Raw genomic sequence first — 23,922 nt, 5'->3', positions numbered from 1 at the left:
CAGCGCACCGTGGCCGGATGACCTGCGGACCGCTGGCCCATTTTGAGTTCAACCGAAATTAGCGCTTCCCCTTTATTGTGGTTGAATGACGCTGATCTCGACCCGCAGCCGGAGTGAGCTGAAGTGGATCCTGTTCCTGGGTCTGCTGGTCATCGTGATCGTCCTGGCCGGAGGGCTGGGGGCCTTGAGCTTCGCCGCCCGGGCCGTCGACCGCGCCGTCGCCGCCGAGGAAAAGGCGCTGGTGATCCGCACGCTCGATCGGCGCCAGGCGAAGGTGGTGCAGGACATCACCTCGGCGACCGTGTGGGACGACGCCTACCAGAAGACGGTCCTGACGTTTGACCCGACCTGGGCGCACGAGAACTATGGCGTCTACTACGCCACCTACATGCATCATGACCGCACGCTGGTGCTCGCGCCCGACGATCATGTGCTCTACGCCGCCGACGCTGGCCAGGCCGTGTCGCCCGCCGCCGACGCCGCGTTCGCCGCCGACCTGCGGCCGCTGGTCGCCGAATTCCGCGCGGCGGAGGCCCGGCGGAAGCGGTCGGGCGCCAACGGACCGACCGGCCTGACCGGGGTGACCACGCGCGCCGCCTTCGTCCGCTCGGGCGGTGGGATCTGGCTGGTGGCGCTGTCCAACGTGCTGCCGGAAACGGCGGGCGTCAGACAGGCCGCCGGCCGCTCCACGGTGGTCCTCTCCGGACGCCGCCTCAGCCCCGCCTTCCTGACCGAGCTGCAGGCGGACCTGGGCATCCAGAACGCCCGCCTGCTCACGGGCGACGCCGCGGCTTCCGGCGTGTCCGCACCGCTGCGCGACGGCCGGGGACAGGTCATCGGCCGGGTCGGCTGGACGCCGCGTCGCCCGGGCGCGGGGTTCCTGAAGGACGCGATGGGGCCGATCCTGCTGGTGCTGGCCGCTTTCGCCGTCGCCGCGGGCGCGCTGGCCCGGCGGGTCCTGGCGGCGCTCGGCAGCCTCGCCGCCAACGACGCCAAGCTGGAAGCGACCCTCGAGGACCTGACGGCCGCCCGCGACCGTGCCGAGGCCGCCAGCGTGGCCAAGAGCCAGTTCCTGGCCAACATCAGTCACGAAATCCGCACTCCGCTGAACGGCGTGCTGGGCATGGCGCAGATCATGGACCGGGGCGAGCTCGCCCCCATCCAGCGCCAGCACCTGGCCATCATCCGCGAGTCCGGCGCGACCCTGCTGACCCTGCTCAACGATGTGCTCGACCTGGCCAAGATCGAGGCCGGAAAGCTGGAGATCCAGCGCGAGGACGTCGACCTCGCCCAGATCGTCTCGCGGGTCTGCGACACCTTCCAGGCCATGGCCGAAAACAAGGGCCTGGCGCTGCGATACGCCATCGCCGCGTCCGCCGCCGGGACCTGGCGGCTCGATCCGATGCGGGTCAACCAGGTGCTGGCCAACCTCATCTCGAACGCGGTCAAGTTCACCGCCCGCGGCGCGGTGTCGGTCAGGGTCTCGGGCGGCCCGCGCGGCCTGGAGTTCAAAGTCACCGACACCGGCGCCGGGATTCCCGCCGACAGGCTGTCTGAGCTGTTCGGCAAGTTCAGCCAGCTGGACACATCGACCACCCGCTCCGTCAACGGTTCGGGACTTGGGCTGGCGATCTGCCATGAGCTGGTCGCCCTGATGGGCGGCGAAATGGCGGTCGAGAGCCAGGTCGGACGGGGATCGACGTTCAGCGTCTTCCTGCCGGCCGAACCGGCCCGGGTGCGCAGCGCCGCCTGAACGCGCCTCTGGACCGCCGTGCCGGCAGCGGGCAGGATCGCGCCCTCGACCTCCCGCGGGATACCCCATGACGCGGCCCCTGATCCTCGCCGTCGCCCTGGCCTTCGCCGGCCTCGCCCTGCCCGCCGCCGCGCTCGAGGCGCCGAAGGACTATGCGGGCGACTGGACGCTGTCCGGCGTCAGCGAGGGCGACGAGACCTGCGACGTCATCCTGTCCGCCGACCAGGCCATCGGCGGCTGGAGCCTGGCGTTCGCCGCCGACTGCCAGGACCGGTTCACCCTGCCCGAGGACATCGCCGCCTGGACCGTGCTGCCCGGCGGCGCGATCGGCTTCATCGACCCGATGCGGCATGTGGTGCTGAAGTTCGAGCCGGTCCCGGCCGGCGGCTACATCGCCCGGCCGGCGAACGGCGACCCGATCAGCCTGGACCGGGCCGTCGAGACACCCGAGCTGACCGAGCAACAGCGGATGACCGGACCCTGGAGCTTCACCGGCCTCGGCGGGACGCCGGTCTGCGCGGTGACCCTGACCGCCTCCGCCGACGGCATGAGCGGCACGGTGAAGAAGACCGGCGCCTGTCACGCGCCATGGGACAGGGCCGACCTGACCGCCTGGATGCGCCATGGCGACCAGCTGGTGCTGCTGTCGTCGAAAGGGCGGCCGATCGCCACCCTGGGCGGCGACTCGTTCGAGGGATTCACCGGCGCCCATGGCGGGGTTTTTGTCGGCCTGGTGCGCGATTGGGACGCACCCTGAGCCGGACCGCCTTCCATTCCGCTGCGTCGCCGGGGTAAGACGGTTGCATGGCCAGCAAGCCCGAAAGCCCGACCGAACCGTTCAAGCGCGCCCTGGCGCACGCCGCGCGATCGCTCGCCGAAACGCCGGACCTCGAGGTCGTGTTTTCCGGCGACGGACCGTCGCTGTCGGGCAACCGCGCGGTGCTGCCGCATCCGCCGCGCGACCTGACCTCCAAGGAGGCCTCGCGCATTCGCGGCATGGCCGACCAGATGGCGCTGCGGCTGGCGCACCACGACGCCGCCGCCCATGCGAAAGGCCGGCCGGCCTCGCCGCAGAGCCAGGCGATTTTCGAAGCCATCGAGCAGAGCCGCATCGAATCCATCGGCGCCAACGCCATGGGCGGGGTGCGCAGCAACCTGACCGCGCTGCTGGAGCAGTCGGTCGAGCGCAAGGGCCTGGCCCGGATCACCGACAGGGCCAACGCGCCGATGGCCGACGTGCTGTCGCTGCTGGTGCGCGAACGGCTGACCGGCGACGCGCCGCCCGAGGGCGCGCGGGCGATGGTCGACCTGTTCCGCGCCGACGTTGAGGCGCGGGCCGGCGCCGACCTGGACCGCCTGGCCGCGACGGTCGGCGACCAGGCCGCGTTCGGCAAGGTGGCGCGTGCGATCCTGCACGACCTCGACCTCGGCGACGCCGACGTCGACCCGTCCGAGGGCAGCGAGGAAGACGCCGGCGACGAGGACCAGTCCCAGATCAGCGAGAGCGACGACGGGGACGGCGACGGCCAGACCCCCGAGGGCGCCTCGATGGAGGAGACCGAGGGCTCCGAAAGCGACGCCCAGGAGGGCGAGGAACAGATGGTGGAGTCCGACGAGGACGCCACCGAGATGAGCGACGAGGCCCCCGAGATGGGCGACGGCGCCAAGCCCGCCCGTCCGGACGTCAGGGACGATGGCCGCGCCGAGCCGCCCTACAAGGTGTTCACCACCGCCCATGACGAGATCGTCGGGGCCGAGGACCTGTGCGACGCCGAGGAGCTGACCCGCCTGCGGGCCTACCTCGACCAGCAGCTGGCCAGCCTGTCCAGCGTCGTCTCACGTCTGGCCAACAAGCTGCAGCGCCGGCTGATGGCGCAGCAGAACCGCACCTGGAGCTTCGATCTTGAGGAGGGCATGCTCGACGTCGCGCGCCTGCCGCGGATCATCACCGACCCGACCGCGCCGCTGTCGTTCAAGCAGGAATCCGACACCGAGTTCCGCGACACCGTCGTGACGCTGCTGATCGACAACTCCGGCTCCATGCGCGGCCGGCCGATCATGGTCGCCGCCGTCTGCGCCGACATCCTCGCCCGCACGCTGGAGCGCTGCGCGGTCAAGACGGAGATTCTCGGCTTCACCACCCGCGCCTGGAAGGGCGGCATCAGCCGCGACGACTGGATCAAGGCCGGCAAGACCGCCTCGCCCGGCCGCCTGAACGACCTGCGGCACATCATCTACAAGAGCGCCGACGCGCCCTGGCGGCGGGCCCGACGCAACCTCGGCCTGATGATGCGCGAGGGGCTGCTGAAGGAGAACATCGACGGCGAGGCGCTGATGTGGGCTCATCAGCGCCTGCTGGGCCGCACGGAGCAGCGCCGCATCCTGATGGTCATCAGCGACGGCGCGCCGGTCGACGACTCGACCCTGTCGGTCAACAGCGGCCACTATCTCGAGCGGCACCTGCGCAGCGTGATCACCGAGATCGAGACGAAGAGCCCGGTCGAACTGCTGGCCATCGGCATCGGCCATGACGTGACGCGCTACTACAAGAAGGCCGTCACCATCGTGGACGTGGAGCAGCTGGGCGGCGCGCTGGTCGAGCAACTGGCCGGCCTGTTCGAGGACGAGCCCAAGCGGGTCGCCAATGTGCGGGGCCTGCTGGCCGCGCCGCCCGTGACCCACCCGCCGGCGCCCAAGACGGTCACGTTCAAGCAGGTGCGCGAGGCGCTGGTCTGATGCGGCGGCGCTGGGCGGCCATTCCAGGCGCGCTGGCGGCCGTCGCCCTGTCGCTGGCGGCCTGTGTCACGACCCGGCCGACGCTGCCCGCCGCGCTGGTCAAGGCCGGCCCCGAGGTGGCGATCCAGTCCGTGTCCGTCCCGCTGGATCCGTCCGATCCCGCCCGCGTCAGGGCCGGCGACTTCGTCTATGCCGGCGGCGTCGCCGTCACCAGCGACCAGACCAGCCGCCTGCACGGCCTGTCGGATCTGGTGGTCGAGCCCGACGGCGAGATCCTGTCCGTGTCGGACGACGGCGCGGACCTGTTCACCGCGCGGCTGACGCTCGATTCCGCCGGGCGGCTGGTCGGGCTGAGCGACGGCGCGCTGCGGCCGCTGCATGGCCTCGACGCCATGCCGCTACAGGGCAAGGACTGGACCGACGCCGAGGGCGTCACCCGTCTGGGCAACGGGGAGATCCTCGTCAGCTTCGAGCGTCATCATCGCATCTGGCGCTACGCGCCCTCGACCCTGCGACCGCCCAAGCCCGTCGCCATGCCCCCCGTGGCCATGACCGAGAACGACGGCATGGAAGGTCTGGCCGCCGCCCCGACCGTCAGCGCCGACGCCTACTGGGTCGGGATCGAGCCCGGCGGCGTCTGGCTCTGCCGCCTGAATGTGATCTGCGATGAGCGCGGCGGCCTGCCGAAGCCGCCGCCCGGCTATCGCCTGTCCAGCCTGACCACCGGCCCGAAGGGCGAGCTGGTGATCCTGCACCACAGCTACATCCCCGCCATCGGCTCGCGGATTATCGTCTCGATCGTGCGCGATCCGCTGGGCGCCAAACGGGTGGTCGACACCCTGACCCTCGCGCCGCCGATGACGGTCGACAATTTCGAGGGCGTGGCGGTGGTCGCGCGCCCGGACGGCGGCTGGCGGCTGTACCTGCTGTCGGACGACAACTTCAGCCCGACGCAGCGCACCCTGCTGCTGGCCTTCGACTGGATGCCGCCCGGATGAGACCCGCCTGCGTCACCGACTATCGCGAACTGGCCCGCCGTCGCCTGCCCGGCGTGCTGTTCGACTATCTCGACGGCGGCTCCTACGCCGAGGCCACGTTGCGGCGGAACGTCGAGGATTTCGAGGCCCTGGCCCTGCGCCAGCGCGTGATGCGCGACGTCTCGAACATCTCGCTGGAGACCGAGCTGTTCGGCCAGAAGCTGGCCATGCCGATGGTGCTGTCGCCGATCGGCATGGGCGGCATGTACGCCCGGCGCGGCGAGGTGCAGGCGATGAAGGCGGCCCGGGCCGCGGGCCTGAACATGTGCCTGTCGTCGCTGTCGATCTGCGACGTCGAGGAGGTGACGAAGGACGGCGGCCAGGCGCCCTGGTACCAGCTCTACATCATCAAGGACCGCGGCTACATGAAGGAGCTGCTGGGCCGGGTGACCGAGCTGGGCTGCCCCGTGCTGGCCTTCACCGTCGACCTGCCGGTGCCCGGGGCCCGCTATCGCGACGTGCGCTCGGGCCTGTTCGGGGCCCAGACGCCGTTCGTGCCGCTGCAGCGGCTGTGGGACGGCCTGACCCACCTGGACTGGGCGTTCGACGTGATGGTCGGGGGCGGTCCGCACACCTTCGGCAACCTCGCGCCGGCGATTCCCGAGGCCCAGGGCGTGATGGAGTTCTGGCCCTGGGTGACCAAGAACTTCGACCCGACCCTGACCTGGAAGGACCTCGACTGGATCCGCGAGAACTGGGACGGGCCGCTGGTCATCAAGGGCATCCTCGACGCCGATGACGCCCGCGAGGCCAAGCGTTACGGCGCCGACGGCCTGATCGTGTCCAACCACGGCGGCCGGCAGCTGGACGGCGTGCAGAGCGGCATCCGCGCCCTGCCCGCCATCGCCGAGGCGGTCGGCGACGACCTGACGGTGATCATGGACGGCGGCGTGCGGTCGGGGCTGGACGTGGTCAAGGCCCTGGCCAGCGGCGCCAAGGGCTGCTTCATCGGCAGGGCCTGGGCCTGGGCCCTCGCCGGAGCCGGCCAGAAGGGCGTCGAGCACGTGCTGCAGATCATGCGCCAGGAGATGATGATGGCCATGGCCCTGACCGGCTGCACCGACGTGCGCGAGGCGGGCCCGGAGCTGCTCGCGCGGTAATGCTGCGCCGCAATATGTGATCGTCGCGGCGCAACATTATCATTGATCATATTTACGTGGCGCCACTAACCTCCGACTCGACGATCAGACGGGTGAACAAGCCGCGGTCGTCGGAGGAAGCGGTCCGGAACCGGTTGAACCCTCAACCCCTTTCGGGAGTGCTCATTATGACCACGTTCAAGTCGGCCGCCATCGCGGCCCTCGTCTCGACCCTCGTCGCCGGCCCGGCGCTCGCGGGTGAAGTTCGCGTCACCATCGCCGGCAAGACCACCGAGCAGCTGCACACCGAGATCGTGCAGGCCGCCAGCAAGGTCTGCTGGGACGACGCCCGCGGCCAGTCGCTCGCGGTCTACGTCTACCCCGAATGCGTGCGTCGCAGCGTCAACGCCGCTGTCGCCCAACTCGGGGACGATCAGCTGGTCGCCTACAACACGGCGCATCCGGCGAAGATCGCCCTGGCGTCCCGCTAGACCCGAAAAAGGCGCGCGCCGGCCGGCCCGGTGCGCGCCCCGCAACGCAAACGGCCCGCGGGTTTCCCCGCGGGCCGTCTGTCGTCTTGAAGCTCGTGGCCTCAGGCGGCGGCTTGTTCAGCCAGCTTGGCCTTCAGTTGACGCTTGATCTTGAGGGCGCGGGGCGAGAGGTCCTCGTCCTTGGCCTTGGCCAGGAACACGTCCAGGCCGCCGCGGAAGTCCAGCGTGCGCAGCGCCGCGTTGGTGATCCGCAGCTTGAAGCTCTGGCCCAGCGCTTCCGACTGGAGCGTGGCGGGCGACAGGGCCGGCAGGAAGCGGCGCTTCGTCTTGATATTCGAGTGGCTCACGTTGTTCCCGACCATGGGACCAACACCGGTGAGTTCGCAGCGGCGCGACATGTAAGCGACCTTCGCATAAGAATTTCGGGCGCGCGGAAGTGGCCTTCCGCACGGGAGCGGCGGGTATAGGCAAGAGAGGCCGGGGCGTCAAGGATTGGAGTCAGGGGGATGCTTCCCCTTCCGCATCGAACTCCTTCCTCCCCCGCGCGGGAGAGGGGGACCAGCCGGAGGCTGGTGGAGAGGGAGACGCAGACGTTGGCGAGGCCATGCTGATCGACCGCGCCACGCCTCCAACCCCGGCGCTTCCCTCTCCACCCTGCTCCACAGGGTCCCCCTCTCCCTCGCGGGAGAGGAAGGAGAGAGATCGGGAGGGAGATTCAAACTTTCACGTTGTGGTTAATCACCGTTAAGATACAATATGTTGCGGTGAACAAATGACGAATTGGACGAAATCGCTGATTCGGTCCTGATTCGTTTCGGCCCTGTTCGCCACCAAGGTCCCGGCGCGTTAACTCCTTATCCAAGGCCTTCCCGTGATCCGCTTTGTCTCCCTGCTGCTCGCCCTGATGACGCTCGCCGCCGCCCCCGTGGCGCGGGCGGAAGACGCCGGATTCCTTATGTTCGGCGGCCCGATCTACGTCGGGGCCGTGGGCGGACAGGGCAACCGGCCCGAGGCGCTGGTCGTGCGCGGGGAGAAGATCGTCTTCGCCGGATCCCTCGTCGCGGCGCGGAAAAAGGCCGCCGGCCTGCCCGAGATCGACCTCAAGGGCGCCGCCGCCTATCCGGGATTCGTCGATTCGCACGTGCACCTGACCGGCGTGGGCCTGCGCGAGATGACGCTCAACCTCGACCAGGTCACGTCGGTGGCCGGACTGGTCGAGGCCGTCCGGGCCTGGGCCGTCGCCCATCCGGGCGGCGAACCGATCGTGGGACGCGGCTGGATCGAGACCCACTGGCCCGAAGGCCGCTTCCCCACCCGCGCCGACCTCGACGCCGTGTCGGCCGACCGGCCGATCGTGCTGGCGCGGGCCGACGGCCACGCCGTGGTGCTTAACACCGCCGCCCTGAAGCTGGCCGGAATCACCGGCGCGACGCCCGACCCTGTGGGCGGCCGCATCGACCGCACGCCCGAGGGCGAGCCGACCGGCATGCTGGTGGACACCGCCCAGGACCTGATCGGGGCCAAGCTGCCGCCGCTGTCGATCGCCGCCCGCCGCGAAGCCCTGCAGAAAGCCGTGCAGCTCTATGCCGACCGCGGCTGGACCACGGCCGTCAACATGAGCACCAGCGCCGACGACCTGAAGGTGCTGATGGCGCTGGCGGCCGAAGGCCTGCTGCCGATCCGCGTCGACGTGTTCATGACGCCGGAGGATTCCGCCGAGGTGCTGGAGCGCGGCCCCTACGAGGACGCCACCGGCCGCGTGCGGGTGCGCGGGGTGAAGCTGTACATGGACGGGGCGCTCGGCTCGCGCGGCGCGGCCCTGCTCAGGCCCTACACCGACCGGCCCGACACCTCGGGCCTGCTGATCGCCCAGCACGATGCGACCATCGCCATCCTGAAGCAGGCGCAAGCCGTGAAGGCCCAGGTGGCGTTCCACGCCATCGGCGATCGGGGAAACCGGCTGGTGCTCGACTGGTACGAGGAGGTGCTGGGGTCGGACCCGGCCGTCTCGCGCGACCTGCACTGGCGCATCGAGCACGCCCAGATCCTCGATCCGAAGGACATTCCGCGTTTCGCGGGTCTCGGCATCGTCGCCTCGATGCAGCCGTCGCACGCCATCGGCGACCTGTGGTTCGCCCCGTCGCGACTGGGGCCCCGGCGGCTCGAGGGCGCCTATGCCTGGAAGTCCCTGCTCGACAGCGTCGCCACCGTGGTGTTCGGCACCGACGCGCCCGTCGAGGTCGGCGATCCGCGCATCGAGTTCTACGCCGCCGTCGCCCGCAAGGACCTGCAGGGCCGGTCCGGCGCCGACTGGCATCCGGAGCAGGCGATCGACCGGCCCTCGGCGCTGAGCGCCTTCACCCTGACGCCCAATCTCGTCGATGGCGGCGACTGCGGCGTGCTGGTGCAGTCCTGCCCGGCCGACATCACCGTCTTCTCGGCCGACATCATGACCGTTCCGCAGGCGGACATCCTCAAGGTGAAGCCGGTTCTGACCGTCGTGGGAGGCAAGATCGTCCACGACGGGCGCTGACCTTGCCGGGGAGGCTCGACTCCCCCACCTTTGCATCATGAGTGACCGTTCCACTGGCCAGGCGGCGCACCGGCTCGTGGCGGTGCTTGGCCCGACCAACACCGGCAAGACCCATCTCGCCGTCGAGCGCATGCTGGGCCACCACAGCGGCATGATCGGCCTTCCGCTGCGGCTGCTGGCGCGCGAGATCTACGACCGGGTGGTGCGGCTGAAGGGCCCGCGCGAGGTGGCGCTGATCACCGGCGAGGAAAAGATCGTCCCGCCCCGGCCGCAGTATTTCATCTGCACCGTCGAGGCGATGCCGCTGGGGCGCGAGGTCGACTTCCTCGCCGTCGACGAGATCCAGCTTTGCGCCGATCCCGAGCGCGGCCATGTGTTCACCCACCGGCTGCTGCACGCGCGCGGCAAGCAGGAGACCATGCTGCTGGGCGCCGGGACCATGGCCCCGCTGGTGCGGCGGCTGCTGCCCGGCGTCGAGATCATCGAGCGGGAGCGGTTCTCCAGCCTGCGATACACGGGATCGAAGAAGCTGACCCGCCTGCCCCGGCGCAGCGCCGTGGTCGCCTTCAGCGCCGACAACGTCTACGCCATCGCCGAGCTGATCCGCCGCCAGCGCGGCGGCGCGGCCGTGGTCATGGGCTCGCTCAGCCCCCGCACCCGCAACGCCCAGGTGGCGCTGTACCAGTCCGGCGAGGTCGACTTCCTCGTGGCCACCGACGCCATCGGCATGGGGCTGAACATGGACGTCGACCATGTGGCCTTCGCCGGCCTGCGCAAGTTCGACGGCAAGAAGACCCGCTGGCTGCATCCGCAGGAGGTCGGCCAGATCGCCGGCCGGGCCGGGCGGCACGTCAGGGACGGCACCTTCGGCGTCACCGGCGAGGCCGAGGACATGGACGAGGACCTGGTGCTCAGCGTCGAGAACCACGCCTTCCAGGCCGTCCCCGGGGCGCAATGGCGCAACCACCGGCTCGATTTCGACAACCTGCCGTCGTTGATCCGCTCGCTGGACGCCACGCCGAACCGCGAGGGCCTGGCCCTGTCGGCCGAGGCGCTCGACGAGCAGGCGCTGAAGCGGCTGGCCGAGGACGCCGACATCGTCCACCGGGTGCGCGACCGGGTGGCGCTGGAGCGGCTGTGGGAGGTCTGCCAGACGCCCGACTTCCGCAAGCAGACCAGCGATGAACATCTGCGCCTGATCCGGACGCTGTTCGAGAACCTGACCACCGGCCGCCGGCGCATGCCGGAGGACTGGATGCACGGCCAGTTCAAGGGGCTCGACCGCACCGACGGCGAGATCGACACCCTGGCCACCCGCCTCGCGGGGGTCCGCACGCTCGCCTATGTCGCCAACCGGCCGGACTGGCTGGTGGACCCGACCCACTGGCAGGGCGTGACGCGCGGGCTCGAGGAGCGCCTGTCCGACGCCCTGCACGAGAAGCTGATGGCCCGGTTCATCGACCGGCGCACCAGCGTGCTGATGCGGCAACTGGGCGAACGGTCCGAGATGCTGGCGGGCGTGGCCGAGGACGGCACGGTGACCGTCGAGGGCCATGTGGTCGGCCGGCTGCAGGGGCTGACCTTCCAGGGCGCCAAGGCCGCTTCCTCGCTGGAGGAGAAGGCCCTGCGCGGCGCCGCCCAGCGGGCCGTCGGGCCGGAGGTCACGCGGCGGCTGGGCCAGCTGGCCGGCGAGGACGACGACGCCTTCAGCGTGACGCCCGACGGCGCGGTGCTGTGGCACGGCGCGGCGGCGGGCCAGATCGTCGAGGGCGGCAAGGTGCGGCTGCTCGGCGAGCTGGGCCCCGAGACGGCGCGCGAGCGCGCGCGGCAGCGGCTGCAGGCCTTCCTCGCCGCCGAGCGCGAGCGGCGGCTGGCGCCGCTGGTGAAGCTGGAACAGGCCATGGCCGCCGGGCAGGTGAAGGGTCTGCCGCGCGGCATCGGCCACCGGCTGGTCGAGGCCGGCGGGCTGCTGGACCGCCGCGCGGTCGAGGCCGACCTGAAGGCGCTGAGCCAGGCCGAGCGACGGACCCTGCGGACGCTGGGCGTGCGCATCGGGGCGTTCAGCCTGTTCATGCCCGGCCTGCTCGAGCCGGAGGCGCTGGCCTTCGCCCAGGCCATGGCCGGCGGGGCCTGGCGGCCGCCGCTGGAGGCGCTCAGCCGTCTGCCGACGCCGGCGCCCGATCCGCGCGTGCTGGCCGCCCGCGGGCTGCGCGCCGTGGGCCCGTTCGCGGTCCCGGCCAGACAACTGGAGGCGCTCGACGAACTGCTGCGGGCCGGATTCAAGCCGAGCACCGGCATCATCCTGGGCGATGCGGCGCGCGAGGGCCTCGGCTGGACCGCCGCCGAGGCCGGGGTCATCCTGCGGGCCCTGGGCTTCACCCCGATCAGCCGGACCGAGCCGATCGCCTGGCGGCGGCGCAATGACAAGCCGGCCGGAGCCGCCGCGCCGCCGCCCGCCCATTCGCCGTTCGCCGCCCTGGCCGGGCTGAAGGTCGCGCCCCCGGCCCGCCGCCGCCGGCCCAAACGCCGCAAGCCCGCCGCCTCATGAGCGAGGAGTCCTGTCGCGCGGATGTCTGGCTGTGGCGCGCCCGGTTCTTCAAGAGCCGGTCGCTGGCGGCCCGCTTCGTCGACGAGGGCCGCATCCGGTTCACCCGGTCCGGGACCGAAGGCCGGCTGGACAAGGCCTCACGCGGCCTGAAGCGCGGCGACGAGCTGGTGTTCGCCCTGGGCGGCCGGGTCATTGCGGTGAAGCTGGAGGCGTTCGGCGAGCGTCGCGGCCCGCCCGCCGAGGCCCGCGCCCTCTACGCGCCGCTGGAGGCCTCCGAATGACGATTCGGCAGTCTGATCCGGGGTCAGATCAAATCTTGCGCGGCCCCTTGAGTTTTCCTGTCGGCGCTGGGAGACCTCGCCGCATTGACAAGCTGGCCCCCGCCTTTGAAAAGGCGCCCGCACTCAACCATCTGGACCGCCAAGTTCCCCGATGACCTACATCGTCACCGACGCCTGCATCAAATGTAAGTTCATGGACTGCGTCGAGGTTTGCCCCGTCGACTGCTTCTATGAAGGCGAGAACTTCCTCGCCATCAGCCCCGACGAATGCATCGACTGCGGCGTCTGCGAACCCGAGTGCCCGGTCGACGCGATCAAGCCGGACACCGAGGACGAGCCCGACGGCAAGTGGCTGAAGATCAACTCCGAGTTCGCCAAGATCTGGCCGAACATCACCCTCAAGGGTGAACCGCCCGCCGACGCCGCCGACTTCGAGCGCGAGACCGGGAAGTTCGAGAAGTACTTCAGCGAGAAGCCCGGCAAGGGGTCGTGACCCAAGGGTAAGCGGAATCCCGAGCAGCATAGCCGGCTTTCGCAACCCTTTCTTTAGGCTCGATTTTGTGATAGGGTCCTGTCTGACGTGACGGGTCCGCCGTCGCGCCTTGGTTCAAGAACAGCCGCATCCGAACGGCGCGCCTGCGAAGGCGAGGGTGTCCTAACGGTCTATCCAATCTGAGACGGCGCACTCCGCGACCCCCATCGCGGTCGGAGGAGTTTTCGCTGTCGACAGACAGGCCTGGATGCGGCCCGCGAGGCGACCCCTCGCGGACAGGGTGCAAGAGAAGGACGAACATATGAGCAAGTCTGGTCTGGCGTTTTCGGTCGACGACCACGTGGTCTACCCCGCCCATGGCGTGGGCACGATCCGTGCCGTGGAGACCCAGGAAGTCGCCGGCATGTCGCTCGAGGTCTATGTCATCACCTTCGACCACGAGAAGATGACGCTGCGCGTTCCGACCAAGAAGGCGGTCACGTCCGGCCTGCGTCCGCTGGCCGAGGGCAATGTCGTGTCCAAGGCCCTGACGACCCTCAAGGGCCGCGCCCGGGTCAAGCGCACCATGTGGTCGCGCCGCGCCCAGGAGTACGAAGCCAAGATCAACTCCGGCGACCTGATCTCGATCGCCGAGGTCGTCCGCGACCTGCACCGCGCCGAGAACCAGCCGGAACAGTCCTATTCGGAGCGTCAGCTCTATGAATCGGCGCTGGACCGCATGGCCCGCGAAGTCGCCGCCATCGAGAAGATCGATCGCGACGCCGCCGTCGGCATCCTGACCAAGTCCCTGCAGAAGGCCGCCTAGGCCTTTTCAGCGACTGCGAATTCGTGAAACGCCCGGTGGAAACGCCGGGCGTTTTGCGTTGCGCCCCCGCGTCCGTCAACGTCGGACCTGTTCCGACGACCCCTGCACACCGTCGACGTCATTCCGCGCGGAGACATTCAGCCCGGGCGAAGACCACCGTGCGCATGGGTCCTCGCGACAAGCGCGAGGATGACGGGTGAAGGAGTCGACTCCCCCTGCGTCAGCCGCCCTATCGCCGTCGCCTGACCGTCATCCGCCGAGCACACGACCATGAAGCCCCCCGCCTGGCGCCAGGACCGCGCCCTCTATCCGCACAGCGTCCGGGTGCAGACCCGCTATCACGACGAGGACCGGCTGGGGCACGTCAACAACATCGCCGTGGCCGCCTATTACGACGAGGCGCGGTCGCAGCTGATGCGGCGGGCGTTCGAGCTGACCGGCGGCCTGACCGGCGTGCGCATCGTCACCGCCGACGTGCGCGTCAGCTACATGGGCGAGGTGTTCCACCCCGGCGACGTTGAGGTCGCCTCCGGCATCCTGCGGATCGGCAACTCGTCGTGGGAGATCGGGCAGACCATGTACCAGAACGACCGGTGTGTCGGGGTGTGCTGGACCGTGCTGGTGCAGGCCTCGGCGGAAGGGTCCAGCTCGATCGTTCCGGACCTGCGCGCGGCGCTGGAGCGGCTGATGGTCGTTGAACCGTAGGGGACACGTACCTTCGGTACATGTCCCCTATGCCACCCGCTTCGCCAGGGCGGCGTTGACCGCCACGTAGTGGGGCCGGAAATCCCGCTCGAGCTGCTCGGCCGAGAAGGTCATGGCGATCAGGCCGCTCATGTTCTCGCCGTGGATCAGCTTCGTGCCCTCGGCGACCGGCTCGAGCCGGAACAGATGCGTGCCGTGAAACAGCAACGGCACGACGCCGGTCCAGGCCAGGGCCGTGTAGGGCTCGAACTGCGTCAGGGTCACCGTCTGGGTGATGGTCGCGCCGGGCTTGCCTGCCGGGTTGAGGAAGGTCGTGCGGATCTTCCCGCCGGCCCGGGCCTGGCCTTCGGCGGCGATGTTGAGCGGGTTCCATTCGTGATAGCGCGCGAAATCGGTGAGCACCGCCCAGACCTTCGCCGGCGGCGCGGAAATGACAGCTTCGGTGCGGATCTGTTTCATGGATGCCCCTGTGCGTCGCGAGACTAGGATCGAATCCCCACCCCGTCATCCTCGGGCTTGTCCCGAGGATCCCTCGCTCCGTCGCAGGTGCGGTGTTCCAGCCTGACGGATCTGGAACACGTTGAGAGGGGTCCCGGGCACAAGGCCCAGGATGACGATCGTGGGGCGCCCGCCGCGATCCACCCGTACATGTCCCCCTGAGTGATCCACGGTTACCCACCGGTCGTATTGCCTTCCAAAGGAGACAGCCCATGGCGGTCGGATCGGACGGCGGACTGGTTGAGCGGCGCTTCATGCGCGAGGCGATGCGGGCGCCGCTGCTGCCTGCGGACCGTGAACAGGCGCTGGCCCGGCGCTGGCGCGACGACGCCGACGACGAGGCGCTGCAGGAGCTGACCGGCGCCTACATGCGGCTGGTCATCGCCATGGCCAGCAAGTTCCGCCGCTACGGCCTGCCGATGGCCGACCTGGTCCAGGAAGGCGCCGTCGGCCTGATGCAGGCCGCCGACCGGTTCGACCCGGACCGCGGCGTGCGCTTCTCGACCTACGCCGGCTGGTGGGTGCGCGCGGCGATGCAGGACTATGTGCTGCGCAACTGGTCGATCGTCCGCACCGGCACCACCGCCTCGGCCAAGAGCCTGTTCTTCAAGCTGCGCGGCCTGCGCGCCCGGCTGGGCGACCTGGACGGCCGGTTGACCGCCGAGGCGCGGGCGACCATCGCCACCGAACTGGGCGTCGAGGAGGGCGAGGTCGAGGCCATGGCCTCGCGCATGGGCGGTCCCGATCGCTCGCTGGACGCGCCGATCAGCGCCGACGGCGAGGAGAACTGGCTGGGGCTGCTGCCCGACGAGCGCGACCGGCCCGACGAGGTCGTCGAGGCCTCGATCGACGGCGAGCGCCGCAGCGGCCTGATCGGGCGCTCGATGGAGGCCCTGACGCCGCGTGAGCGCGCGGTGATCGAGGCCCGCCGGCTGGCCGAGGACCCGATCACCCTCGAGGCCATGGGCGCGCGGATGGGCGTCTCCAAGGAGCGGGTGCGGCAGATCGAACAGGTCGCCCTGAACAAGATGCGCGCCTTCATCGAACGCGAGGTCGGCGACCCCGTCGAGGCCGGGCTGGTCGGCTAGCGCGCGGCGCCGTCGTGGGCCGGGCGGCGGCCCCGCTTCGGCGCGGCGCCGGGGCCCCAGGCGGTCTCCGGCGTCAGGAACGGCAGTCGACCCTCGGGGTCGAACCCGACGTCCGGCGCGGTGACGCGCCACAGCGGCGCCCAGGCCTCCGCGGCCTCGAGCCGTGACCGCACCGCCGCCGCCGCGTCGGGGGGCAGCGCCGCGAACGCCGCCTGCAAAGCCTTCAGGCAATGGACCCGGTTGAGATTGACCGGCAGCCGCCAGGCGACGCCCTGCAGGGTCACGGCGAACGTGGCCTGTCCCGCCGCCGCGGCCTCGGCGTTGGCGGCCAGATACGGCAGGTAGCCGCTCGCCGCCTCGGCCAGGAACGGCGCCCAGTCCTCGGGGACGGCGTCCAGCAGCGCCCGGTCCGCGAAGGCCGAGGCCCGGGCGTTCCACATCCGCGCCACCCACTCGAACACCGCCGGCGCCGTGTCGCGCATGATCCGCGCGGGCGTCGGGTCGAGGCTGAAATGGCGGAACATCGAGCCCATGAAACCGAAGTCGGCGAGACTCGGCCGGTCACCCAGCAGGAAGGGCCGCGTGACGAGGATCGCCTCCAGCGCGGCGAGGGTCCGGTGGTAGAGCGTCTCGACCGCGCCGCGCGTGGCCGGTGTGATTCCGTCGCCGCGGACGTACTTGCGCTGCTGCCGGGCGATGATCACGGCGGTGCGCAGGGCGAGCGGCCCGGGAACGTCGCGCAGCATCTCGGCGGCGATGCGCCGGCCCATCAGCGCGGTGTCCGGCTGGAAGCTCCAGCGGTAGTGCAACGCCGGCCGCCACAGCCACTCGTCGGCGTAGTCCTCCAGCAGCAGGCTGAAGAAGCGCAGGGCCGGGTCGCGCGGCGTGACCTCCGGCCCGGCGCGGCGCGCCTCGATCCAGGCGATGATCGCCGTCGTGTCGGTCATCCAGCGGCCGTCGGCCAGTTCGACGGCCGGCATCTGGGCCATGCCGGTGGCCCGGGCGGCGCGGCGCAGGCCGGCCGTGTCCATCTCGACGACGTCGAACGGCAGCTCGCAGTAGCGCAGGTAGGCCTGCAGCTTGCCGGTGAAGTAGGACAGGTCGAGCCCGTGCATCCGCATCCCGGCCAGGGCGGCCAGGTCCGGGTGCGCGGGCCGGCTCACCAGGCCTTCGCCTTCATCACCCGCAGGCCGAGCAGGGTGATGGCGATCAGCACCGCCTCGACGACCATCGGCGGGATCAGGATCTGGCCGCCGTGGGTCAGGACCAGGTTCAGCACCCGGCCGGACAGGGCGATCGCCAGCAGCAGCAGCACGGGCTTCAGCCATTTGGCGTCGTCGCGCACGGCCGCCAGCAGCAGCATCACGCCCGAGGCGCCGAAGAACCCGGCCATGTCGGCCCGCAGGGTTCCGAGGCCGGCGGCCCCGTCGACCAGCAGCCCCATGGTCGCGCCGATCTTGTCGGGCGCCATCCAGAACCGGCTGGCCAGCAACAGGGCGAGCAGCCCCACCAGGCTGATCAGGCCGCGCGTCAATGTCCGGGCCACGGGCCCCTCCCCTTTGGTTTCCCGCCACCGGGCGTAGCGGTATGCGGCGAATGCGATGAGCCCGAACACCGCCAGCAGGCCCGCCGTCAGCGGGACGGCGAACTTCTCGGCGATGCGCAGGAAGATGTTCTTGGCGACTTCCTTGTCGGGCGCGTAGCCCGGCGGGATCTCGGCCACGCCGACGCGCGCCGCCCAGGCGCGGTAGTCGGCCAGCAGTTCGGCGGCCTTGCCCGGCATGGCCGCGCTGAGGTCCTTCGTCTCGCCCGGGTCGCTGGCGATGTCGTAGAGCCGCCAGCGCGGATCGCCGAGGGCCCCGGTGTTGCGGGTCAACTTCAGGTCGCCCTTGAACAGGGCCGAGTCGCCGGCCGCCTCCAGCCCGACCGGCATGGTCGCGTCGTAGACCGAGGCGGCCTCGCCCGTGAGCACCGGCCGCAGGCTGCGCCCCGTGATCGGCGCGGCCGGCGCGGGCGCGGCCGTGACGCCGGCGTAGTCCAGCAGGGTCGGGGTGATGTCGCTGATGATCGAGAAGGCGTGGCTGGTCGCGCCCTTGCGCACGCCGGGCCCCGACAGGATCAGCGGCACGCGGGTGCCGCCTTCCGAGGCGTAGAACTTGAACAGGGTCATCGGCGCGGCCGCCGCGCTGGCCCATCCCGGACCGATGGCCGAATAGGTGCCCTTGCCGCCCAGGCCCTCGCCGTCCCAGGCGTAGCCGACGCTCTTCATCCAGAGCTTGAAGACAGGTTCGACCGTGGGGTCGCCGGCTTCGGGCCCGTTGTCCGACAGGACCACGAACAGGGTGTTGTCGTACTGGCCGGTGGCCTTGAGGTGGGCGACCAGCCGGCCGAGGTGATGGTCGGCCGCCTCGAGCATGCCGGCGTTGATGGCCATGTGCCGGGCGGCCAGCTGCTGCTCGGCCGGGGTCAGCTTGCTCCAGGCCTTCACGTTCATCGGCATCGGCGCCAGCGGCGTGCCGGCCGGGATCAGGCCCGCGCGGATCGCGCCCTCGTAGCGGCGCTGGCGCTGGGCCTGCCAGCCGTCGGCGTAGCGGCCGTCGTACTTGCGGACGAACGCGTCGGGCGCCTGGATCGGGATGTGGATCGCCAGCAGCGGCAGGTAGGCGAAGAACGGCCGGCCGTCGTCGGGCTTGCCGTCGACGTAGCGGATGATGGTGTCGACCAGGAAGCGCGACGAATAGTAGTCCTTCGGCAGGATCGCCCGGCGGCCGTCCTCGAACCAGTCGGCCTGTTTGTAGATCGGGAAGTAGGGCCGCTGCTCCCAGTTGTCCGAGCCGGTGGCGTCCATCGGGAACGACCGCTCGAAGCCGCGGTCGACCGGCAGGTCGCCGGGCCCGTGCCCCAGGTGCCACTTGCCGGCCATGTAGGTGTGGTAGCCGCCGGCCCGCAGCCGGCTGGCCAGGGTGACGACATTGGCCGCCAGCCGGCCCTGGTAGGCCGGGTCGCGACGGTGCTCGGGCGGCGTCGATTCCGGCAGGTTGGCGACGCCCGCCGTGTGGCTGTCGACGCCGGTCAGCAGCATGGCCCGGGACGGGGCGCACATCGGGGTGGCGTGGAAGTTGGCGAACCGCACGCCCGTGGCGGCCAGGCTGTCGATGGTCGGGGTGGCGATCTCGCTCCCGTAGGCCCCGAAGTCGGTATAGCCGGCGTCATCGACGACGATGACCACGATGTTGGGCGCCGTCGCCGGAAGGGGGGCCGCGGCGCCCGGCCCGAAAGCCAGCGCCAGCAGCCCCGCGGTCGCAAGGCCGATCCTGCGCAGGCCCGTCCAGAGTCTGGATGATCCCGCGCCCGTCATCGGCATGCCCGCTTTCCTCCCGCGACCCGCCCCCCGGCGGACGGATATAGTAGCACCGTTTATGCCGATTACCACCGGGTAACTTGAATGGGCGCGGCGCGGTCGACTCTCGGCTGTTTCCGCGCCAGCTCCGCCGCGCCTAGTCGGCTTCCGCCTCGGTGGTCAGACCGGCCGCCAGCGGGTGGGCCTCATTGACCAGCGGGCCCCTGTCCAACTCGCGGGCCAGGGTGTCGCGGTCGAGCTCGCCCTCCCAGCGGGCCACCACCAGGGTCGCCACCCCGTTGCCGACCAGGTTGGTCAGGGCGCGGCATTCGCTCATGAACCGGTCGATGCCGACGATCAGGGCCAGGGCGGCGATCGGGATGTCGGGCACGACGGCGAGCGTCGCGGCCAGGGTGATGAAGCCGGCCCCGGTGACGCCGCTGGCGCCCTTCGAGGTCAGCATGGCCACCCCGAGGATGGTGGCGAGCTGCCAGAGGTCGAGATGGGTGTTGGTCGCCTGGGCCAGGAACAGGGTGGCCAGGGTCATGTAGATGTTGGTGCCGTCGAGGTTGAAGCTGTAGCCGGTCGGGATGACCAGGCCGGTGACGGACCTGGAGGCGCCCAGTCGCTGCAGCTTTTCCATGATCTGCGGCAGCACCGACTCCGAGGAGCTGGTGCCGAGCACGATCAGCAGCTCCTCACGGATGTAGGCGATGAACTTGAGGATCGAGAAGCCGGCCAGCCGGGCGATCAGCCCCAGCACCAGCAGCACGAACAGCAGGCTGGTGGCGTAGAAGGTTCCGATCAGCACGGCCAGGTTGCCCAGCGCCGCGACGCCGTACTTGCCGATGGTGAAGCCCATGGCGCCGAAGGCCCCGACCGGCGCGAACCGCACGACGATGTGGATGATGGCGAAGAACACCCGGCCGATCTGGTCGAGGCCGTCGGCCATCCGGTCGCCGAACTCGCCGAGTTTCGCGCAGGCGAAGCCCGTGAGAATGGCGATCAGCAGCACCTGCAGCAGCTCGCCGCTGGCCAGGGCGCTGAAGAAGGTGTCGGGGATCAGGTGCAGCAGCCAGGCGACCACGCCCTCGCCGTGCGCCGCCCTGGCCGCGTATTCGGCGCCGACCTTCGGGTCGAGGGTGGCCGGATCGACGTTGAAGCCCTGCCCCGGCCTGACGATCAGGCCCACGGCCAGGCCGACGCCGAGCGCCAGGGTCGAGACGACCTCGAAATAGAGCAGCGTCTTGGCCCCGACCCGGCCGAAGGCCTTCAGGTCGCTCATCCGGGCGATGCCGCCGGCGACCGTGACGAAGATCACCGGCGCGATGACCAGCTTGATCAGCTTGATGAAGCCGTCGGCCAGCGGCTTGAGCGCCACCCCGACCGCCGGCCAGACGGCCCCGACGACGACCCCGAGCGCGATGGCGATCAGGACCTGGACATAGAGCAGCTTCAGATACCGCATGCGCCCCCCGGCAAGCTTGGCGACGGGGTTCCGCTGAGCCTCCCCGCACGCTATGACCGGCGCCGCGTGGCCCGGTAGCTCAGCAGGATAGAGCAGCGCTTTCCTAAAGCGAAGGTCGGGGGTTCGAGTCCCTCCCGGGCCGCCAGACAGTCACTGCAAGCTGTCTCCTCGCGCCCCTGCCGGCCCAGACCCCCCGGACATTCCGGGCGCTTGCGCCGCCCAAACCGGCCCGGCAAGGCCCCACCATGCGTTGCAAATCCGGACAATGCGGTTAATCTCGCGCTCAAGTTGCCTGGAGTGTGTTCGCGTAACCTGCCCCTCTCTGGCTCGGTCGACGTCATGATCAATTCCAAGGCCGGCCTTGAGTCGTCGAAGGGCGGCGCCGAGGGCTGGGCGACCCGTTCGTTCGCCGCTTCGGCGGGTCCCAGCCAGACCGGGTTCGAGGAAGACCCGGCTATCGAGATCCTTGAGGCCATGGGCGACCGGTTCCAGGCGGGAGACCTCGCGGCGGTGCGGGTCGGCGCGGCGCAGCTGCGTCGCAGGTTCCCGGACCATCCCTACGTCCTTCGAGAAGCGGGCCGCGCCTGGATCAACGGGGAAAGCCCGCGCGACGCGGTGACGGACCTGAGCCGCTCGCTGCAGATCGATCCGGAGCAGGCGGATACCTGGTTCCTGCTGGCCATCGCCCACGACCAGCTGTCGGAGCCACAGTCCTGCCGCGAGGCTGTCAGCCGGGCCTGGTCCCTTGACCCCGACAATCTTCAGTACGCCGCCGCCAGCGCCTCGCTCGAAGCGCGCGACACGTCCGACTGGGTCCGTGGCCTCAACCGCCTGATCGACCTCCATGCCGAGCATCCCGACGACGAGGGGATCAGGGAAATCCTCGGCGAGACCTATCTTTTCCACGCCTACAAGGACTGGACCGTCGTTGAAAACGACGATGGCGGCGGGGCGCTCGTCGCCACCACAAGGAAGGTCCTTCGGCTCGCTGCGGGAGGCGACATCGCGCCCGGCCTCTATCCGACCGAGGCCGCCCATCTCAAGGCCGCCGCGGTCTGCCTGACCCGGCTGCAGGCGTTGGGCCTCACGGATCGGCGACTCCTCGAGCAGATCGCGGAACTGGACCAGAGCGTGAAAGCCGGGTGGAGCCGCAAGCTCAGGGCCACATGGGCGGAGCTTGGGGTCGGCGGAATTCTGGTGCTCGGCGCCGTCATGCTGCTCGGACAGAACATCCTGCTCGCGGCGCTCGCGCTCCTGGTCGGCGGTGGAATGATCGTTGGGAGCTTCGAACCCCAATACCGGGCCAACCGTATCGTGCTGTCCCGCCGCGGACAGACCCTGGGGGATGCGGCGCTCGGCCTTGTCACCCGGCATCAGTACGGCGGTCTGGCCTACAACGTCTTCGTCATGGGGACCTATCCGTTCATCGCCGCCTACAAGGTCTACGTGAACTGGGGCAAGGGCTGGCTGGCCAGGGCGGCGATCGCCGATGTGACGGGCAGCCGCAGGGAGTCCGCCCCGCCCGCCGAGACGGGCCGTGTCGAGACGACCGGCTTCCTGGACATGGGGGCTGGCCCGGGTGAGCCGGGCCCCGTCGAGCGGCGCGACACGGACGCCGGGCTCGATGAGGAAGCCTCCGATGGACGTGTCCACAATGACCCGGTGCTCCCGACCCGGGTCGCAAGCGGAAACTGGCGCTCGACCGCTACCCTGGTCGCGGGATCGCTGCGGCGCGCCCGGCTGCCGGCCCTCCCCCTTGTCGCCTGGGCCGGCATCGCCGCGCTCATCGTCGCGGTCGTCGCGCTTGCGGGGTGGGCCACGCTCCGACCGCGGTCAGGCGACGTCACCCTCGCGACGTCCGCGCCCAGGTCGCCCGGCGCCCGGGCATTGGTCACGGAAGACACATCCGCTGAAGCGACGCCGGTCACGGTGACGGGCTCGCCCACGGTGACCGACACCGCCACCCTGATCATCAACGGCGCCACCATCAGCCTCGACGGGATCACCGGCGAAGCCGGCGTGCCGGCTCAGGAGATGGCGCAGTTCGTCGCCAAGCAGGGCGGGTCGGTGTCCTGCGAAGGGCTGCCCAACGGACTGTACCGGTGTCGCACCCCGTCCGGATACGACATCGCGGCGGCGGCGCTGTTCAACGGCGCCGCCCGGGTGTCGACCAGCGCTTCCGCCGAATATCGCAAGCTGCAGTCCGATGCACAGGCCGCGAGAAAGGGCTTCTGGCAATGACCAAGGTCGAGAGCATCCTGTTCAGGCGCGTGGCGCGCCCGGCCGTGCTGGCGCTGCTTCTGCTCTGTTCGGCCTGCGCCACCACGACCGGCCAGAAGGTCCTGGCCGTCCAGCGGCTTGACGCGGTCTGGGCGCGCGACAACGCCGCAATCCGGAGCCAGTTGGGCGAGCGGACGATCAAGGCCACGCCGGACCAGACCTATCGCGCCGCGAAAGCCGCCTTGATCGCCGTCGGGCTGACGATCGACGAGGGCGCCGCAACCCCGCCCTCCGTTTTTGGCAGCAAGTCCTACCCCGCCGGCGCCCTCTCCTGGAGCCCCGCCGTGAAACAGGCGGAAGAGGCGCGAACGCGACAGGTCTTCATCGAGGCCCTGGGGCCGGTGGGCGCGACGCTGTCACTCAACCCCCTGCCCGAACAGTTCACGGGGTCCGCCACCGTCAAGGCGGCCGCGAAAGGAGAATCGCTTCTGGTGGTGGACCTGAGATCCACGCCCCTGGCGACAGCCTGCGCGGCCGCCTGCCTGACCGAGATGCCGCCCACGGCGCTGCGCGCGGCCTACTTCGAATACTGGACCGCGTTTGATGAAGAGCTCGCGGAGGTGAAGGCCGAAGACGAGGCCCGGGCCGCCGCGGTCGCCAGAGCCAGGAAAAAGCCGCCGCCCCGGCCGCCGCGGAAGCCGCGGGCGACCAGACCCCCCAGCGACTGGACGCCCCCGCCCCGCGATTGGACGCCTCCGCCGAAGTAGACCAGGCGCCTTTGGAGATTAGAGCGCGCACATCTGCGCCGCCGTGAAGGACGACGGACAGTAACGACAGGCGGCTTCGA

20 protein-coding genes and 1 tRNA gene are annotated in these 23,922 nt (G+C 70.3%); 16 read left to right on the top strand and 5 right to left on the bottom strand.

The annotated features are described in order from the left end of the window. Window positions 1-85: 85 nt before the first annotated feature. The 6 genes from AC1RN0_RS02200 (at window position 86) to AC1RN0_RS02175 (ending at window position 7,096) form a co-directional block, all read left to right on the top strand. On the top strand, window positions 86-1,753 hold the full coding sequence (locus AC1RN0_RS02200; RefSeq protein WP_492785789.1) for a sensor histidine kinase: 1,668 nt from the start codon (window positions 86-88) through the stop codon (window positions 1,751-1,753). Between the two features lie 67 nt (window positions 1,754-1,820). Then, window positions 1,821-2,510: an AprI/Inh family metalloprotease inhibitor gene (locus AC1RN0_RS02195; RefSeq protein ID WP_492785788.1), complete on the top strand. Its 690-nt coding sequence runs from the start codon at window positions 1,821-1,823 to the stop codon at window positions 2,508-2,510. 47 nt (window positions 2,511-2,557) lie between these two features. Further along, entirely contained in the window at window positions 2,558-4,489 is a 1,932-nt protein-coding gene (cobT, locus tag AC1RN0_RS02190) for a cobaltochelatase subunit CobT (RefSeq protein WP_492785787.1), read from the top strand. Then, entirely contained in the window at window positions 4,489-5,487 is a 999-nt protein-coding gene (locus AC1RN0_RS02185; protein WP_492785786.1) for an esterase-like activity of phytase family protein, read from the top strand. The genes cobT and AC1RN0_RS02185 overlap by 1 nt, the downstream gene beginning before the upstream one ends. Next, window positions 5,484-6,626: an L-lactate dehydrogenase gene (locus AC1RN0_RS02180; RefSeq protein WP_492785785.1), complete on the top strand. Its 1,143-nt coding sequence runs from the start codon at window positions 5,484-5,486 to the stop codon at window positions 6,624-6,626. The genes AC1RN0_RS02185 and AC1RN0_RS02180 overlap by 4 nt, the downstream gene beginning before the upstream one ends. A gap of 167 nt (window positions 6,627-6,793) precedes the next feature. Then, window positions 6,794-7,096 carry a hypothetical protein gene (locus AC1RN0_RS02175; RefSeq protein ID WP_492785784.1) on the top strand — a complete coding sequence of 101 codons (303 nt, stop codon included), beginning with the start codon at window positions 6,794-6,796 and terminating at the stop codon, window positions 7,094-7,096. Window positions 7,097-7,197: 101 nt separating this feature from the next. Here AC1RN0_RS02175 and rpmB read toward each other — a convergent pair whose 3' ends face one another. After that, window positions 7,198-7,494 (bottom strand): 50S ribosomal protein L28, encoded by a 297-nt coding sequence (rpmB, locus tag AC1RN0_RS02170; RefSeq protein WP_488899133.1) that lies wholly within the window; start codon window positions 7,492-7,494, stop codon window positions 7,198-7,200. Window positions 7,495-7,967: 473 nt separating this feature from the next. On the opposite strand from rpmB, the gene AC1RN0_RS02165 reads away from it, so the two are divergent. The 6 genes from AC1RN0_RS02165 (at window position 7,968) to AC1RN0_RS02140 (ending at window position 14,461) form a co-directional block, all read left to right on the top strand. Next, complete coding sequence (locus AC1RN0_RS02165; RefSeq protein ID WP_492785783.1) at window positions 7,968-9,629, top strand: amidohydrolase; 1,662 nt, start codon at window positions 7,968-7,970, stop codon at window positions 9,627-9,629. Window positions 9,630-9,666: 37 nt separating this feature from the next. Beyond that, complete coding sequence (locus AC1RN0_RS02160; protein WP_492785782.1) at window positions 9,667-12,177, top strand: helicase-related protein; 2,511 nt, start codon at window positions 9,667-9,669, stop codon at window positions 12,175-12,177. After that, complete coding sequence (locus AC1RN0_RS02155; protein WP_492785781.1) at window positions 12,174-12,458, top strand: S4 domain-containing protein; 285 nt, start codon at window positions 12,174-12,176, stop codon at window positions 12,456-12,458. The genes AC1RN0_RS02160 and AC1RN0_RS02155 overlap by 4 nt, the downstream gene beginning before the upstream one ends. A 151-nt stretch (window positions 12,459-12,609) precedes the next feature. Next, the gene (fdxA, locus tag AC1RN0_RS02150; RefSeq protein ID WP_492785780.1) at window positions 12,610-12,951 is read left to right on the top strand and encodes a ferredoxin FdxA; all 342 of its coding nucleotides are present in this window, start codon (window positions 12,610-12,612) and stop codon (window positions 12,949-12,951) included. Window positions 12,952-13,252: 301 nt separating this feature from the next. Continuing rightward, the gene (locus AC1RN0_RS02145; RefSeq protein ID WP_488899138.1) at window positions 13,253-13,756 is read left to right on the top strand and encodes a CarD family transcriptional regulator; all 504 of its coding nucleotides are present in this window, start codon (window positions 13,253-13,255) and stop codon (window positions 13,754-13,756) included. 270 nt (window positions 13,757-14,026) lie between these two features. Then, window positions 14,027-14,461: an acyl-CoA thioesterase gene (locus tag AC1RN0_RS02140; RefSeq protein WP_492785779.1), complete on the top strand. Its 435-nt coding sequence runs from the start codon at window positions 14,027-14,029 to the stop codon at window positions 14,459-14,461. A gap of 27 nt (window positions 14,462-14,488) precedes the next feature. On the opposite strand, the gene AC1RN0_RS02135 is transcribed toward AC1RN0_RS02140, so the two are convergent. Next, window positions 14,489-14,920, bottom strand: coding sequence for an SRPBCC family protein (locus AC1RN0_RS02135; RefSeq protein WP_492785778.1), 432 nt, complete (start codon window positions 14,918-14,920; stop codon window positions 14,489-14,491). Between the two features lie 251 nt (window positions 14,921-15,171). Here AC1RN0_RS02135 and AC1RN0_RS02130 point away from each other — a divergent pair, with 251 nt between their 5' ends. Beyond that, the gene (locus tag AC1RN0_RS02130; protein WP_492785777.1) at window positions 15,172-16,047 is read left to right on the top strand and encodes an RNA polymerase factor sigma-32; all 876 of its coding nucleotides are present in this window, start codon (window positions 15,172-15,174) and stop codon (window positions 16,045-16,047) included. Here the strand turns inward: AC1RN0_RS02130 and AC1RN0_RS02125 are convergent. From AC1RN0_RS02125 to AC1RN0_RS02115, 3 genes are all read right to left on the bottom strand, one after another. Then, on the bottom strand, window positions 16,044-17,210 hold the full coding sequence (locus AC1RN0_RS02125) for a glutathione S-transferase family protein (protein WP_492785776.1): 1,167 nt from the start codon (window positions 17,208-17,210) through the stop codon (window positions 16,044-16,046). The genes AC1RN0_RS02130 and AC1RN0_RS02125 overlap by 4 nt on opposite strands. Further along, window positions 17,207-19,411: an arylsulfatase gene (locus tag AC1RN0_RS02120; protein ID WP_492785775.1), complete on the bottom strand. Its 2,205-nt coding sequence runs from the start codon at window positions 19,409-19,411 to the stop codon at window positions 17,207-17,209. The genes AC1RN0_RS02125 and AC1RN0_RS02120 overlap by 4 nt, the downstream gene beginning before the upstream one ends. 133 nt (window positions 19,412-19,544) lie before the next feature. Beyond that, entirely contained in the window at window positions 19,545-20,846 is a 1,302-nt protein-coding gene (locus AC1RN0_RS02115; RefSeq protein WP_492786410.1) for a dicarboxylate/amino acid:cation symporter, read from the bottom strand. Between the two features lie 77 nt (window positions 20,847-20,923). Between AC1RN0_RS02115 and AC1RN0_RS02110 the strand changes: the two genes are divergently transcribed. From AC1RN0_RS02110 to AC1RN0_RS02100, 3 genes are all read left to right on the top strand, one after another. Continuing rightward, a tRNA-Arg gene (locus tag AC1RN0_RS02110) sits at window positions 20,924-21,000 on the top strand. A 194-nt stretch (window positions 21,001-21,194) separates the two neighbouring features. Continuing rightward, window positions 21,195-23,096, top strand: coding sequence for a hypothetical protein (locus tag AC1RN0_RS02105; RefSeq protein ID WP_492785774.1), 1,902 nt, complete (start codon window positions 21,195-21,197; stop codon window positions 23,094-23,096). Beyond that, on the top strand, window positions 23,093-23,842 hold the full coding sequence (locus AC1RN0_RS02100) for a hypothetical protein (RefSeq protein ID WP_492785773.1): 750 nt from the start codon (window positions 23,093-23,095) through the stop codon (window positions 23,840-23,842). The genes AC1RN0_RS02105 and AC1RN0_RS02100 overlap by 4 nt, the downstream gene beginning before the upstream one ends. The last annotated feature ends 80 nt before the right edge of the window (window positions 23,843-23,922 follow it).

The sequence above is a fragment of the Caulobacter sp. GW821-FHT12F03 genome (assembly GCF_058806855.1).
Note: the sequence above shows the minus strand (reverse complement) of the source record. Positions and strands in the feature narration are given on the sequence as shown.